A 14,524-nucleotide genomic window follows, 5' to 3' on the forward strand; every position below is an offset into this window, starting at 1 on the left:
AATGTTTCTTATGCACTGCATCTGGGAGATTGATGCATGACCACTTACCCGAGCATCGACAGCGAACTGCTGCGCACCTTCGTCGCCATCGCAGACGAAGGCGGCTACACCAAGGCTGGCGAGGTGGTTAACCGCACGCAGTCGGCAGTCAGCATGCAGATGAAACGGCTGGAGGAGGATGTGGTGCGGCGGCCCTTGTTTGTCAAAGACGGCCGCACCGTCAGCTTTACCGCAGAAGGCCAGGTGCTGCTGGGTTACGCGCGCAGGATCCTGAAACTGCACAGCGAGGTATTCAACACGCTGCGCGAGCCGCACATGGTCGGTACGGTGAAAATCGGCACCCCCGACGATTATGTGATGCGTTTTTTACCGGGGATTCTGCAGCGCTTTGCCCAGGCCTATCCGCTGGTGCAAGTGGAGGTGCATTGCGAGTCTTCTTCTCAACTGCTGCAACGCCAGGACCTCGACCTCAGCATCGTCACCCGCGAGCCGGGCAAGGAAATTGGTCAGATTCTGCGTCAGGAGCGGTTCGTCTGGGCTGTCGGCGCAGGCTTTTGCCCTCATGAGCAAACGCCGATGCCGTTGGCAATGTTCAACACCGACTGCTTTTGCCGACAGTGGGCGACCAACGCGCTGGAGGCGTCCGGTCGGGAGTACCGAGTGGCGTATACCAGTGCGAGCCTGTCAGCGATCATGGCAGTGGTCAGCGCAGGGCTGGCGGTGACGGCGCAGCTGCAAAGCCTGATCACCTCGGACCTGGAAGTGCTGGGCGAAGGGCATGGGCTGCCGCAACTGCCCTCGGCGAGCATCGTGTTGCTGCGCAACCCCAACAATCCCTCGCCGATTACTGAATGCCTGGCTGACCACATTGCCGAAGGCTTCAAGCTTTAGCCGAGGGTCAACGCCCAGTCAGAGCTTGAAGCACAGCATGATCGCGCAGATCACCAGAAAGCCGCAGAACAACGACCGCAATACCCGCTCCGGCAAGCTGTGCGCCAGAGCGACGCCCCAACTGATGCTCGCCAGACCCCCCATGGCCAACGGGATGCCCATCTGCCAGTCCACATGGTCATGCAAGGCGTAGGTCGCCAAAGTGATGGTGGTGCTCGGCGCCGCCAATGCCAGTGCCAGGCCCTGCGCTGCTACTTGGGTCGCGCCGAAGATGCCGGTCAGGATGGGCGTGGCGATCACCCCGCCGCCAACGCCGAACAAGCCGGCGGTGACGCCCGAGCCCAGCCCCAACAACCACAGCCATCGGGCATGGCGCAGCTCGGCGCCGGCAGTGCCTTTGCGCCAGAACATCTGGATCAGGTTGAACAGGGTCAGCACGACCAGAAAGGCCACGAACCCCAGGCGCATGAGTTGCGGATCGACCCGAACAGCCCAGAGTGACGTCAGCCAGGACATCGTAAAACTCGGCACGATGAGCATCAGCGCATGACGCACCGATACCCGGTTGCGCTGGTTGTAGCGCCACAATGCCAACAGCACGTTGGGCAATACCATCAACAGCGCCGTGCCTTGCGCCAATTGCTGATCGAGCCCGAACAGCACCCCCAGCGCCGGGATGGCCACCAGCCCGCCACCAATGCCGAACAATCCGCCCAACGTGCCCATGGCAGCGCCCAACAGCAGGTACAGCAATACATCGACAATCACGTCCGATCCTCTCATCCATTTCTGCGCGCATGCTACGCAGTCAGCGTCGCCGAGGAAATCCGCCACGCAGATATCCACTGGCAGCCTTCAGAGCGTGAGCCTGCGAGAGGACCGTTGACGATAGACAACCGTCCGCCCACCGATTACCGAAATTATCTGGTGCAATAAACATCAGAGCACTAAATTACTGACGATTACGAACTGAATGAGGAACGACCCATGAACGCCAACGAGAGCTCAACCCAGGCTGGCGCTGGCAGTTGCGACACATTGCTGCTCGACAATCAGCTGTGTTTCGCCCTGTATTCGACATCGCTAATGATGACCAAAGTCTACAAGCCCCTGTTACAGGAGCTGAACCTCACGTACCCGCAGTACCTGGCGATGCTGGTTTTGTGGGAGCGCGACGGACTGACCGTGGGAGAAGTCAGCACTCGCCTGCTGACTGACCCGGGCTCGCTGACGCCGCTGCTCAAACGGCTGGAGGCCGAGGGCCTGATCAGCCGGACGCGCAGCAAGGAAGACGAGCGCGTCGTCCTGCTGACGCTGACTGCCCAGGGCAAGGCGCTGCACACAAAAGCTCAGAGCATCCCGCACTGCATTTTGGCGGCCAGCGGCATCAATCTCGAGCAACTCAAGGCGCTGCAAAAAGACCTGCTCGCACTGCGCGGCAATCTGCTCGAAAGCCTCTGACGTACAGCCTGAAAACACGACGCGAAGAAATTTCAAAAATTTATCTTGCGCGCTAAACATTAGCGCAGTACATTCCATCTCACTTGCTTAGCGCACAAACATTTAGCGCCAGGCAAACCAGATTCAAGACCCAAGCCATCTACCCATCAGCAAGTGAGGAATTACCATGCAAGCTCTCTACACTGCAGTCGCAACCGCAACCGGTGGCCGTGATGGCCGTGCTGTTTCCAGCGATAAAATCCTCGACGTCAAACTGGCAACGCCGAAAGAATTGGGCGGCGCAGGCGGCGAAGCGACCAACCCTGAGCAGCTGTTTGCTGCCGGCTACTCGGCCTGCTTCATCGGCGCACTGAAATTCGTTGCCGGTCAGAGCAAGAAAACCGTCCCTGCTGATGCGTCGATTACCGCGCATGTCGGCATCGGCCAGATCCCCGGCGGTTTCGGTCTGGACATCGATCTGCACATCAGCCTGCCAGGTCTTGATCAGGCAGAAGCCCAGGCGCTGGTTGATGCGGCCCATCAGGTCTGCCCGTACTCCAACGCCACACGTGGCAACGTCGACGTCCGCTTGCACGTCACTGTCTAACGCCTAGACCGACCGGGAGAAGAACATGAACACGTTTGGCAAGATTCTGGCTGGCTCGCTTCTCGCTCTGTCCGTCGGCAACGCTTTCGCAGCGACCGACACCGGCGTGGAGCACAACACTCAGGCGTTCCTGGACGCACTCAACTCCGGAAGCGGCAAGCCGATTGAACAGCTTTCGCCCAAGGATGCACGGGCGGTCCTGACCGGTGCGCAGGCTGGCGTCAAGCTGACCCTGCCCAAAGCCGACGTCAGCCAGAAGACCATCACGGTCGATGGCCAGAACATCAGCCTGACGATTGTTCGTCCGGCAGGCGTCAAGGGCACGTTGCCCGTGTTCATGTACTTCCACGGCGGCGGCTGGGTGCTCGGCGACTACCCGACCCACGAGCGTCTGGTTCGGGATCTGGTAGAGGGCTCGGGTGCAGTGGCTGTGTTCGTCAATTACACGCCATCGCCTGAAGCGCACTATCCGGTTGCGATCAACCAGGCGTACGCGGCAACGAAATGGGTTGCCGAGCACGGCAAGGAAATCAACGTCGACGGCAAGCGTCTGGCGGTGGCGGGCAACAGCGTCGGCGGCAACATGGCGGCCGTTGTCAGCTTGATGGCCAAAGACAAGGGCACTCCGGCGATCCGTTATCAGGTCCTGCTGTGGCCGGTGACAGATGCCAACTTCGATACCGGTTCGTATGACCAGTTTGCCGAAGGTCACTTCCTCACCCGCAACATGATGAAGTGGTTCTGGGACAACTACACCACCGATCCGAAGCAGCGCGCCGAAATCTATGCGTCGCCGCTGCGGGCCACGACCGACCAGCTTAAAGGCCTGCCGCCTGCTCTGGTGCAAACCGCCGGCGCCGACGTGCTGCGCGACGAAGGCGAAGCTTACGCTCGCAAGCTGGACCAGGCCGGCGTGCCGGTTACGGCGGTTCGCTACAACGGCATGATCCACGATTACGGGCTGTTGAACGTGGTCAGCCAGGTGCCGGAAGTGCGCTCTGCGATGCTGCAGGCGTCGCAGGAGTTGAAGGTGCATTTGAAGTAAAGCAACAGCGGTGTGAAAAACGGGTCGACCCGCAATGGTCGGCCCGTTTTGCGTTGAGATGGTCGCAAAATATGGGCGATTTGCTGCGACAGCCCGGCCTGATCTGACCCAAAGAACTTGAGCGTTGCCGTAGTCCCTACTTGTAGGAGCGCGCTTGCTGGCGAAAAATATCAGCACATGACATCGCCTAACCTGACTCAGCGCGTTCGCCAGCAAGCCGGCTCCTACAGATTCGCGTAGGCGGCAGGGTTCGTTTCCCCGCAGGCTTCCTTAAACCGCAGAATTCCGTCCGCAGGCTTCCTTATGCCGCAGATTCCTGCGGCGGCCTGGGCCTGCTGTAGGAACGCGCTTGCCCGCGAAAAATATCAGCCGTGACATCGCCCAGCCTGACCCACCGCGTTCGCCAGCAAGCCGGCTCCTACAGGATTGGCGCTATAAGCACTTCGCGCGTTTGATCAAACGGCCGAAAATTAAACGCTCCGCAGGCAATGTGAATCCCAAGAGTCAGCGGCTTTTTTCTGAGTACGAATAGAGACCTTCTGCAAGAAATGGACGACGCGTTTTCCATTTCCTTCCTACGTCATCACAGGCACTGCGCTTCGGTTCCTGGCTTTGATCCTGATCATCATTTCTGCCCGACCCGCTCAATCACTCCGAATTGATTGATACGGCCGTCTCAGAATGATCACGACTCAGGACCTGGGCATGACTACCTCACTCGCTCCGATGTACACCAATGAAGTGACAGGCGACTTTCTTCAGTCACTCGATACGCCCACCTTCACTTCTGAACAAATTGCTGAATTTCACGAAGACGCTGTGGCGATCATTCGCAAAAACGAAGCGTATTGCCTTGAACATCCGCCGATTGGCATCTACAGGCTTGCCACTGAAGGCAGCCAGACGCGCAACGGCGGCATTGTTCAAGAAACGCAGTCGACGATTACGTGCACCCTGGAGAACGGCGAGCAAGTGCGCGTAGCGCATCGCGGAGATTGCGTTCTTTATCCCGATGGTTCCACCGCTCAAATCATCACAGGCGCAGGGCGCAGCAATAGCCACGTTGCACTGGTGGGAAGCCGCTTGTGCAATGGCGACGACATCATCAACACGCCACAGCACCACGTATTGTTCGTAACCCGTCAGGGCGTCCCGTTGGCTGATGACTTTCTGCCCGCCGCCGGTAGCGCGAACGCCGAATAACACCCCCGTTGATTGAAATGCGCGACCTGCCCATCAGGCGTTCGCGGGGATCACCCACGTCTCCAACATTTCGCGTGGACGCGACACCTGAACAGGGAACGAGCATCGATGGCTACCGGTTATTACATTCGACTGTACGACAAGACCAGCTGTGGCGGATTCGTCTTGGAAGCAACCTCTGGCATGGGGTTGCACGGCCTCGATCAGTCGCGAGAGGGCGACGCGGTGAGGTGCGGTGTCGACGGCAAAACGTATCGGATCAGAGGCGGAATTTCCCACATGACCAGTGACGGCATTCGCCTGGCCGGCACCTTGGACAGTGTCAGCGGTTGCCCGTGCAAAGCCCGGTTGGAACCATCGCTGTTCTGTGCCACCTACGAGAACGAGGACAGTCCGGCGGCATTAGCGGCCAGACCTTTTTCCGCCGCTGGTTACCGGCAAGGGGCTACCGCTGCAGCTACGCCGAAGCCTCCCAACGCAAGCCTTACTGCCGACGCGCGGATGGAGCAGGACCTCGAAGAAGAGGAAGAAGAAGTCGAGCAAGAGCAACTCATCACCCTGCGCCTCGGCGTGTTCTTTGATGGCACCGGTAACAACCAGGCCAACAGCGAAACGGTTGCAGGTTGTATGGCGAGCGATGTCGGGCTGGAAAATGAAGCCGAAGAGATTCAGAAGTTCTGTGCCGAGTTTGGCTATGGGATTGACGGGAGTGCGCCGGACAACAGCTTTGGGAATGACACCTCGAATGTGGCGCGGCTTTATGATTTGTATAAGGACCAAGCCGGCGAGCGTATTGATTCAGCAGCTGATGAAGCATCAATAGCGGTGTACATCGAAGGAATTGGAACTGTCAGCGGCGCAGACGACGATCTTTGGAGTCAAGCAACTGGGAGAGGAAAAAATGGAGTACTGGCGCGGGTTGAACAGAGCTCACCATTGATTCTGAATCGCTTACGGCTTTTTAAAAGTAACAATCCTGAAACAATAATTTGTCGTCTTGAAATCGATGTATTTGGTTTCAGCCGAGGTGCCGCTGCAGCTCGTCATTTCGCCAATGACATGCGCAAAGGCGTCGAGAGCTTGCTTGCAAAAGCATTGCCTCCTAGTGCCTCGATATTCGTTAAAGGGTTCGGTTGGCGTGTCCAGCATGATGTGCATCTGAACTTCATTGGTCTTTTTGACACCGTGCCAGCCATCGTCACGCCGTTCATGCTGGATTTCAGCCCCGGCAACGACCGCAACGGCGGACTCAACCTGGGGCTTCCAACGGGTGCCGCACGCAAAGTGGTGCAGTTGGTAGCGCGGGATGAGCATCGATTGAACTTCGCCCTGATCCGCACCGAGAACGATATCGTTCTGCCCGGCTCGCATTCAGACATTGGAGGCGGCTACCGACCTCATATGCGTGAGCGGCTGCTGGTCGCGAAACCAGCGACTAGCCAAGAACGAAAGACCACGCCCAGCCAACAGTCGCTTGCTTATTCACAATCCATTCAAAGCGTCGGTCCTTTGGTCAGACGCTTGATCGATCAGGGTCTTGAGGTAGATATACATTGCCGCTCCGAAGACGAAGAGCGCACGCGCGAAAACCAAATCCCTCTATACAAGCAGGTTCACGTCCTCACCACTCTTGATCGCGAGGTGGATGGAGATTTGTCGAAGATTTATCTGAGGGTGATGCGTGAGTTGGGATTACGGTACAGCGTGCCCTTTAAAGATATCCCGCAAATCGCTTCATTAGCTTTGCCGTCAGAACTGGAGGCGATCGCTGAGAAACTGAAAGCCTACGCCTTTGGGCATGTAGCCGCGTTAAGCCTCAGCACCGACGAAGAGGCGTTACTCCTGCGTCGCTACATACACCTTTCCGCCAGTTGGAACGCGGTGAAGGAAAGGAATAGAACGAGCATCACACCAATGTTCATCAACCGGCCAACCGATGACTACCAGCGGATTATTCATGGCAATCGGTAGGTTAAATGCGCTCCTTGGATGCCTATTGGGCCTGACTCTGAGCGGATGCAGTAGCGCTAATGACTATGGCGTAGAGCTACCTTACGACGCATGGCGACTGGGTTTTCTGGCCCCAAACTATATGGAAGTCTGGATCGAGACAGCCAATGTCGTCGATGTTAAAGGGCGGTTATTCAGACGGGCCATGAGTGGCGTGGCGGGGATTCAGACGCCACCCAATCTCCGGGGGAATCCAAAAGGCTGGCCTAAACGAACGGGCGATGGAAAAGGTAAGCACGTATGGCGAGCTGATGTTCCTAGGCTGATCTACGTACGCTGGCAGTCTTTGGCCGAGCCACAGACCTACGAGGCTTACATTGAAATTCCGGAATCAGCTCGGCATGCAATGTTGGAGATCAAAGAAAAAACGTACTGCAGAGGAACCAAAGAGTGGATCACCGATCACCGCGAGCTACTGGTTATCGGGCTCGCTCCGGGCGGCATTGCTAAAACCTGGATCAGAGGCGCGTGCCTAGACCCGATTGAAGTCAGTCGCGTGCAAGGCAAGGTCGTTGAAAAAGGGCCCGACTTGGGACGTACAAACGGTCGTTATGCCCTGGAGCTAGAACCTGAGTCACGGGCCTACATCGACAAATTCGGCATCCCTTATGACTCTTGGTAAAGGCGCATCAAAAAACATCAACGTCTTAATGGGATGCGTATTCAGCCTGATCCTGAGCGGATGCAGCAGCGCTAATGACTATGGGGTAGAGCTGCCATATGACGCATGGCGATTGGGCTTTCTGGCCCCAAACTACATGGAAGTCTGGATCGAGACAGCAAACGTCGTCGATGTGAAAGGACGATTATTTAGGCGTGCAATGAGTGGCGTGGCGGCGGTACAGACTCCACCGAATCTAACAGGTAATCCAAGAGGCTGGCCGACAAGGCCAGGGGACGGAGCAGGTAAGCACGTCTGGCGAGCAGATGTTCCAAGGCAGATCTACGTACGCTGGCAGTCTTTGGCCGAGCCACAGACCTACGAGGCTTACATTGAAATTCCGGAATCAGCTCGGCATGCAATGTTGGAGATCAAAGAAAAAACGTACTGCAGAGGAACCAAAGAGTGGATCACCGATCACCGCGAGCTGCTGGTAATCGGGCTCGCTCCGGGCGGCATTGCTAAAACCTGGATAAGAGGCGGGTGCCTAGACCCGATTGAAGTCAGTCGCGTGCAAGGCAAGGTCGTTGAAAAAGGGCCCGACTTGGGACGTACAAACGGTCGTTATGCCCTGGAGCTAGAACCTGAGTCACGGGCCTACATCGACAAATTCGGCATCCCTTATGACTCTTGGTAAAGGCGCATCAAAAAACATCAACGTCTTAATGGGATGTGTATTCAGCCTGATCCTGAGCGGATGCAGTAGCGCTAATGACTACGGGGTAGAGCTGCCTTACGACGCATGGCGATTGGGCTTTCTGGCCCCAAACTACATGGAAGTCTGGATCGAGACAGCAAACGTCGTCGATGTGAAAGGACGATTATTTAGGCGTGCAATGAGTGGCGTGGCGGCGGTACAGACCCCTCCCAACCTCAACGGCACTCCAAGAGGCTGGCCCAGGAGACCTGGAAGCGGAGCAGGAAAGCATGTATGGCGCGCTGATGTGCCTCGTTTGATCTATGTCCGTTGGCAATCGTTGGTAGAACCACAAACCTACGAAGCCTACATTGAAATTCCTGCGACAACTCGCCATGCCATGGTGAAAGTAGAGGAGCACACATACTGCAAAGCGGCCAAAACTTGGATCACCGACCACCGCGAGCTGCTGGTAATCGGGCTCGCCCCGGGCGGCATTGCTAAAACCTGGATAAGAGGAACGTGTTTAGACCCGATTGAAGTCAGCCGCGTGCAAGGTCGCATAGTCGAGAACGGTCCTCATGAAGGCCATTCAGACGGCCTTTACTATCGCCCTCCCAATGAGGCATCGCAGGCCTACATCGACAAGTTCGGCATACCTTATGACTCTTGGTAAAAGCGCATCAAAAAACATCAACGTTTTTTTCGGATGCTTATTAGGCCTGACTCTGAGCGGATGCAGTAGCGCTAATGACTATGGCGTAGAGCTGCCTTACGAGGCATGGCGACTGGGCTTCTTTGCTCCCAACTACATGGAAGTCTGGATTGAGACAGCCAATGTCGTCGATATCAAAGGTCGGTTATTCAGACGGGCCATGAGTGGCGTGGCGGGGATTCAGACGCCACCCCATCTCCGGGCGAATCCAAAAGGCTGGCCTAAACACCCGGGCGACGGAAAAGGTAAGCACGTTTGGCGAGCGGATCTTCCTAGGCTGATCTACATACGTTGGCAGTCGTTGGCCGAGCCAAAGACCTATGAAGCCTACATTGATATTCCGGAGCAGATTCAACGATCCATGCGTGAAGGCGGGAAAACCTACTGCGATGCAAGCAAGGTATGGATCGAGGACTACCGAAAGAATCTGGTCGTAGGTCTCGCTCCCGGTGGTGTTGTTAAAACCTGGCTCATGGGAGTTTGTATTGATGCGATTGAAGTCAGCCGCGTGCAAGGTCGCATAGTCGAGAAAGGTCCTCATGAAGGCCATTCAAACGGCCTTTACTATCGCCCTCCCAATGAGGCATCGCAGGCCTACATCGACAAATTCGGCATTCCTTATGACTCTTGGTAAAAGCGGATTCGCATAGGCCGCAGGTTTCTTTATGCCGCAGATTTTTGAGGCGGCCTGAATCTGCTGTAGGAGCGCGCTTGCCCGCGAAAAATATCAGCCCGTGAGATTGCCTAACCTGACCCTCCGCGTTCGCCAGCAAGCCGGCTCCTACAGATTCGCGTAAGCCGCAGGATTCCTTACACCGCAAAATTCCTTACGCCACAGGTGTCTTTATGCCGCAGATTTTGAGGCGGCCTGGATCGACTGCAGGAGCGCGCTTGCCCGCGAAAAATATCAGCCGTGACATCGCCCAGCCTGACACACCGCGTTCGCCAGCAAGCCGGCTCCTACAGTTTCGCGTAGGCCGCAGGTTTCGTTACACCGCAGGTTCCTTACGCCGCAGGTGTCTTTATGCCGCAGATTTTGAGACGGCCTGGGTCCGCTGTAGGAGCGCGCTTGCCCGCGAAAAATATCAGCCCGTGACATCGCCCAGCCTGACACACCGCGTTCGCCAGCAAGCCGGCTCCTACAGTTTCGCGTAAGCCGCAGGCTTCGTTTCGCAGCAGGTTTCGCGCAGGCCGCAGGTTTAGTTTCGCCGCAGGATTCCTTAGACCCCAGAATTCCTTCCGCTGGCTTCCACATGCCGCAGATTTCTGAAGCGGCCTGGATCGACTGTAGGAGCGCGCTTGCCCGCGAAAAAGATCAGCCGTGACATCGCCCAGCCTGACCCACCGCGCTCGCCAGCACGCCGGCTCCTGCAGGATTGACGTAACAAGCACTTCGTGCGTTTGTTCAGTGCGGCGCGAGCATCTGAACAGTGTCCAGACAGCAGTCACAAAAAAGCCCGACTCGAGGGTCGGGCTTTTCTGTTCCGGCATCACATCACCGGCATTACAAAAGCGGTGCTTATTTCGCACGGCCTTTGTAGGAACCGCCTTCGCGGGTGTCGATTTCGATCTTGTCACCGATTTCGATGAAGTCAGCAACCTGCAGCTCGGTGCCGTTGGCCAGTTTGGCTGGCTTCATCACTTTGCCCGAGGTGTCGCCACGAGCCGAACCTTCGGTGTAGTCGACGGTACGAACGATGGTGGTCGGCAGCTCTACGGATACCAGACGGTCTTCGAAGAAGATCGCTTCGCAGACGTCGGTCATGCCTTCTTCCACGAACGGCAGAACGGCTTCGATGTCTTCAGCGTTCAGCTCGTACATGGTGTAGTCAGTGGTGTCCATGAACGTGTAAGTGTCGCCGCTGATGAAAGACAGCGTGGCTTCCTTACGGTCCAGGATCACGTCTTCCAGCTTGTCGTCGGCGCTGTAGACGATTTCAGTCTTGTAGCCGGTCAGCAGGTTTTTCAGCTTGGTCTTCATGATCGCGCTGTTACGGCCCGACTTGGTGAATTCAGCTTTCTGAACCAGCCAAGGGTCGTTTTCCAGCTTGATCACGGTACCGGGTTTAAGCTCTTTACCAGTTTTCATTACGAGTATCCGAATTTGGATGAAAGTTCTTTCTAAGCCCTGTACGAAAAGCCACTTTTCGTACAGGGCTTAATACAAGGCCGCGTATCATATCCAATTTCGGTAAAACCTTACCAGCGCAGTCGTCAGATCCTCCTGCAAGGCCTGTTCCAGACACCAGCGGCGGGCATGCGCGGCCAATTCGGCGGCGTGCCGCTCCAGCGCAATCCAGCCTTGTGCCATGTCCTCGCCAGCATTCCAGTTGCGCCAGACCTGAGTCAGCGCTTGCTGAGCCCCCTCCGAAAGTCCGACCCGGTACAACTCCAGAAACGCGTCCAGCTTGGCCCAGTGCGCATCATCGTCCTGCTCGTAGATGTGCCAGATCAGCGGGCGGCCGGCCCACTGTGCGCGGACGAAGGAATCCTCCCCGCGCACCACGTTGAAATCGCAGCACCAGAGCAGCCGGTCGTAATCTTCCTGACGCACGAAGGGCAGCACCTGAATCGTCAGGTTGTTGCGCGCGTGCACCGAGCCGGCACTCAATGCCTCCATTCCCAACCATCGTTGCACATCGCCGAGGATGCGTCCTTCGGGCACCAGCAGGTGGGTCTGACGCTCGGCCTGCGCCAGGCAGTCCAGCCAGCTCCCAAGCCCGGCGTGCTCGTAGGCAAACAGCGAGATCAGCCGCGCATCGGTGTGGGGCAGGATGTTCAAGCGCTGAAGGAAGGCCCCTCGTTCGGCAGGGTCTGACTCAAAGGCGTGGCGTTGCTCGATCAGCCCCGCCTCACGAAGCAACCCGCCGGTCTTGTCGGTGAAGCCTGGGAAAAAGAAATATTTGCGCACGCCCGAGGACTGGATCGACGGCAAACCGTGGCATCCCGATACCCAGTCTTCAGCGCTGAGGTATTCGAGGTTGAACCAGAGCGGGCGATGTTCACACGCCTCCATGGCCTGAATGTATTCCGCTGGCAGGCGACAGGCGAAGGCTTCGACGACCACTTCAGGCAGCTCCACGGGCCGCCATTCTCTGGGCCAGCCGCAAACGGTCACGCCGTCGCTGATTTGCTCGTCGGCCAAAGGATCAGCGCCCGGACGCAGCCGCGCAAAGGCATTCAGATCGTCAATCCAGAGGCGCACGTTCAGGTCGTGCTCGGCGACCAGTTGTCGGGCCAGGCGAAAGGTCACGCCGACGTCGCCGAAATTATCGACAACGCTGCAGAAAATATCCCAAGAGGCTTTCATCCGGGCTCCCTGAGGATGTTCAAAAAAACCGATTGTCCTTCATCAGGACGCAGAACCACCAGCCCCGGCCGTGCGACAATCGCCGTCACCGCTGGCCACCTGCATACAAGTCTGGAGTCTGTCATGTACGTCAAGCACCGCGAATTGTCCGTCACGCTGCGCCCGCTCAAGCTGATCGCGTCGATTGCTGCTGGCATTTGGCTGGGGTTCATGGCCGTGCTACTGACCCTCTGGCTGATCTACGCCCTTCTCCCCGTCAGCCAGACGCAAGCGTTGAATGACGCGGCCGCCCAGTTGGCCAACCCGCCGTCGGCCAAGCCAAAGCCCGAGAGCGCCAACCCGATGTTCGACCAGTACCAACAGATGCTGCGCGACAGCGAGGCCCGTCAGGCGCAGGCGGCCGAACAGGCGGAACGCCAGCGCAGCTTCAACGGGCCAAAGTGCCAGTTCTGGATGCAGCAAAACCAGACCGCTCCGAGCGAGAAAAGCCGCGCGAGCGTTTATCAGTTCTGCGGATAGAACCCCTTGTCGAGTCAACCCATGCCCCTGAACAAGTCAGCAGTCCTGCAGTGCATCGTCGAACGGCTGCAGGTCGATCTCGACGTGGCCGTACGCGCCGCGCAGACCGCTTACGAAACCGCGACCCACGAAGAGAACATCGCCGAGAACAAGTACGACACGCTCGGGCTGGAGGCCTCGTACCTGGCTGCGGGTCAGGCGCGCCGGGTGGAGGAAATTCGCCAGTCACTGAACCTGTGTCGCCAGCTTGTGCTGAAGCCTTTCGACGAACAGCGTGGCATTCAGACTGGCGACCTTATCGCCCTTCAGGCAGACAACGGTACGCAGCAACTTTTGTTTCTTGCACCAGACGCGGCGGGGCTCAAAGTCAGCGTCGAGGAGCAGTCGATTACCGTGATCACCCCGCGCGCGCCTCTGGGCCAGAATCTGCTCGGCAAGCTCGACGGGGACGAGGTGCAGGTGGTGGTCAACGGCAGCCGCCAATCCTTCGAGATCACGCAGATCCTGTGATCCACTGATCATTTGCAGGGTTGTAGCGTCCGACTTTTTGTGGGTAAGGTGCGTTGTCGCACGATAAACGGTGAATCCCGGAATACGGAGCCGGGGACACGGATTTAAACAAGGAGATATTTCATGACGAACGTCATCACTTTCCCTGACGCCCATGAACGTGATCGCCTCAAGTCCAGTGACCACCAGGGGTTGAGATACCTGAACAAGAAAGAGCGACAACTGATCGACCGCCTGCGCATGACCAGTCACGCGGGCCGTCAGTACGTTTACGACTACGCCAGTATCATGCAGCGTTCCAAGCCGCTGTACCCCGAACCGGTGGATTAAACGGCACACGGTGGTTCAACGCAGGTTCAGTACAACGCTACAGGGCGCAGGCCTACAGTGGGCGCATGTTTCTCTCCTCAGGAAAGCATCACGCCCACTGCACCGCTTGGCTCTGCGCCCGCTTTTACGCCTGCCGAATCAATTTTGACGGTTCCCGGCGAACGCGATGTGCCTGTGTCATTCATTTCGCCTGATCCGCCGCATTCGCCAGCAAGCCGGCTCCTACAGGTCCGTGTCCTGCCTTGATAAATCGGCCAACGCCACACCCGGTGTAGGAGCGCGCTTGCCCGCGAATGCGATCTGCCGGTGTCATCCGTTTCGTCTGATCCACCGCCTTCGCCAGCAAGCCGGCTCCTTGGACCGTGTCCTGCCTTGATAAATCGGCCAACGCAACACCCGGCGTAGGAGCGCGCTTGCCCGCGAACGCGATCTGCCTGTGTCATCCATTTCGCCTGATCCATCGCGTCCGCCAGCAAGCCGGCCCATACAGGTCCGTGTCCTGCCTTGATAAATCAGCCAACGCAACACCCGGTGTAGGAGCGCGGTTCCCGGCGAATGCGATCTGCCGATGTCATCCATTTCGCCTGACCCACCGCGTTCGCCAGCAAGCCGGCTCCTACAGGTCCGTGTCCTGCCTTGATAAATC

The 14,524-nt window shown here is 57.5% G+C and carries 16 protein-coding genes; 13 read left to right on the forward strand and 3 right to left on the reverse strand.

Going from position 1 to position 14,524, the window contains the following annotated elements:
• Positions 1–36: 36 nt before the first annotated feature.
• The gene (locus QRN48_RS16530; RefSeq protein ID WP_285351750.1) at positions 37–891 is read left to right on the forward strand and encodes a LysR substrate-binding domain-containing protein; all 855 of its coding nucleotides are present in this window, start codon (positions 37–39) and stop codon (positions 889–891) included.
• Between the two features lie 18 nt (positions 892–909).
• Here the strand turns inward: QRN48_RS16530 and QRN48_RS16535 are convergent, their stop codons facing one another.
• On the reverse strand, positions 910–1,674 hold the full coding sequence (locus QRN48_RS16535) for a sulfite exporter TauE/SafE family protein (protein WP_194734089.1): 765 nt from the start codon (positions 1,672–1,674) through the stop codon (positions 910–912).
• A 204-nt stretch (positions 1,675–1,878) separates the two neighbouring features.
• On the opposite strand from QRN48_RS16535, the gene QRN48_RS16540 reads away from it, so the two are divergent.
• From QRN48_RS16540 to QRN48_RS16580, 9 genes are all read left to right on the forward strand, one after another.
• A complete protein-coding gene (locus tag QRN48_RS16540; RefSeq protein WP_191945290.1) occupies positions 1,879–2,352 on the forward strand; it encodes a MarR family winged helix-turn-helix transcriptional regulator in 474 nt (157 codons plus the stop codon).
• Between the two features lie 166 nt (positions 2,353–2,518).
• Complete coding sequence (locus QRN48_RS16545) at positions 2,519–2,938, forward strand: organic hydroperoxide resistance protein (protein ID WP_037011834.1); 420 nt, start codon at positions 2,519–2,521, stop codon at positions 2,936–2,938.
• 25 nt (positions 2,939–2,963) lie between these two features.
• Positions 2,964–3,983: an alpha/beta hydrolase gene (locus QRN48_RS16550; protein WP_191945289.1), complete on the forward strand. Its 1,020-nt coding sequence runs from the start codon at positions 2,964–2,966 to the stop codon at positions 3,981–3,983.
• A 705-nt stretch (positions 3,984–4,688) separates the two neighbouring features.
• On the forward strand, positions 4,689–5,186 hold the full coding sequence (locus tag QRN48_RS16555; protein ID WP_037011838.1) for a hypothetical protein: 498 nt from the start codon (positions 4,689–4,691) through the stop codon (positions 5,184–5,186).
• Positions 5,187–5,294: 108 nt separating this feature from the next.
• Entirely contained in the window at positions 5,295–7,157 is a 1,863-nt protein-coding gene (locus QRN48_RS16560) for a type VI secretion system family protein (protein ID WP_191945288.1), read from the forward strand.
• Positions 7,144–7,818: a DUF2931 family protein gene (locus tag QRN48_RS16565; protein ID WP_191945287.1), complete on the forward strand. Its 675-nt coding sequence runs from the start codon at positions 7,144–7,146 to the stop codon at positions 7,816–7,818. Before QRN48_RS16560 ends, QRN48_RS16565 begins: the two co-directional genes overlap by 14 nt.
• On the forward strand, positions 7,805–8,494 hold the full coding sequence (locus QRN48_RS16570) for a DUF2931 family protein (RefSeq protein ID WP_244653729.1): 690 nt from the start codon (positions 7,805–7,807) through the stop codon (positions 8,492–8,494). The genes QRN48_RS16565 and QRN48_RS16570 overlap by 14 nt, the downstream gene beginning before the upstream one ends.
• On the forward strand, positions 8,481–9,170 hold the full coding sequence (locus QRN48_RS16575; RefSeq protein ID WP_285351757.1) for a DUF2931 family protein: 690 nt from the start codon (positions 8,481–8,483) through the stop codon (positions 9,168–9,170). The genes QRN48_RS16570 and QRN48_RS16575 overlap by 14 nt, the downstream gene beginning before the upstream one ends.
• Positions 9,157–9,843, forward strand: a complete 687-nt coding sequence (locus QRN48_RS16580) for a DUF2931 family protein (protein WP_285351758.1) — start codon at positions 9,157–9,159, stop codon at positions 9,841–9,843. The genes QRN48_RS16575 and QRN48_RS16580 overlap by 14 nt, the downstream gene beginning before the upstream one ends.
• 885 nt (positions 9,844–10,728) lie before the next feature.
• Here the strand turns inward: QRN48_RS16580 and QRN48_RS16585 are convergent.
• Together QRN48_RS16585 and earP are read right to left on the reverse strand one after the other, a co-directional pair.
• Entirely contained in the window at positions 10,729–11,298 is a 570-nt protein-coding gene (locus QRN48_RS16585; protein ID WP_037011849.1) for an elongation factor P, read from the reverse strand.
• A gap of 87 nt (positions 11,299–11,385) precedes the next feature.
• Positions 11,386–12,519 (reverse strand): elongation factor P maturation arginine rhamnosyltransferase EarP, encoded by a 1,134-nt coding sequence (earP, locus tag QRN48_RS16590; protein WP_285351761.1) that lies wholly within the window; start codon positions 12,517–12,519, stop codon positions 11,386–11,388.
• Between the two features lie 123 nt (positions 12,520–12,642).
• Between earP and QRN48_RS16595 the strand changes: the two genes are divergently transcribed.
• From QRN48_RS16595 to QRN48_RS16605, 3 genes are all read left to right on the forward strand, one after another.
• Complete coding sequence (locus QRN48_RS16595; protein ID WP_285351763.1) at positions 12,643–13,038, forward strand: hypothetical protein; 396 nt, start codon at positions 12,643–12,645, stop codon at positions 13,036–13,038.
• A gap of 27 nt (positions 13,039–13,065) precedes the next feature.
• On the forward strand, positions 13,066–13,548 hold the full coding sequence (locus QRN48_RS16600) for a GreA/GreB family elongation factor (protein ID WP_191945350.1): 483 nt from the start codon (positions 13,066–13,068) through the stop codon (positions 13,546–13,548).
• A gap of 123 nt (positions 13,549–13,671) precedes the next feature.
• Positions 13,672–13,878: a hypothetical protein gene (locus QRN48_RS16605; RefSeq protein ID WP_037011855.1), complete on the forward strand. Its 207-nt coding sequence runs from the start codon at positions 13,672–13,674 to the stop codon at positions 13,876–13,878.
• Positions 13,879–14,524 lie beyond the last annotated feature (646 nt).

The organism is Pseudomonas sp. ME-P-057 (assembly GCF_030208975.1).
In the GTDB taxonomy this organism is placed as follows: Bacteria; Pseudomonadota; Gammaproteobacteria; order Pseudomonadales; family Pseudomonadaceae; genus Aquipseudomonas; species Aquipseudomonas lutea.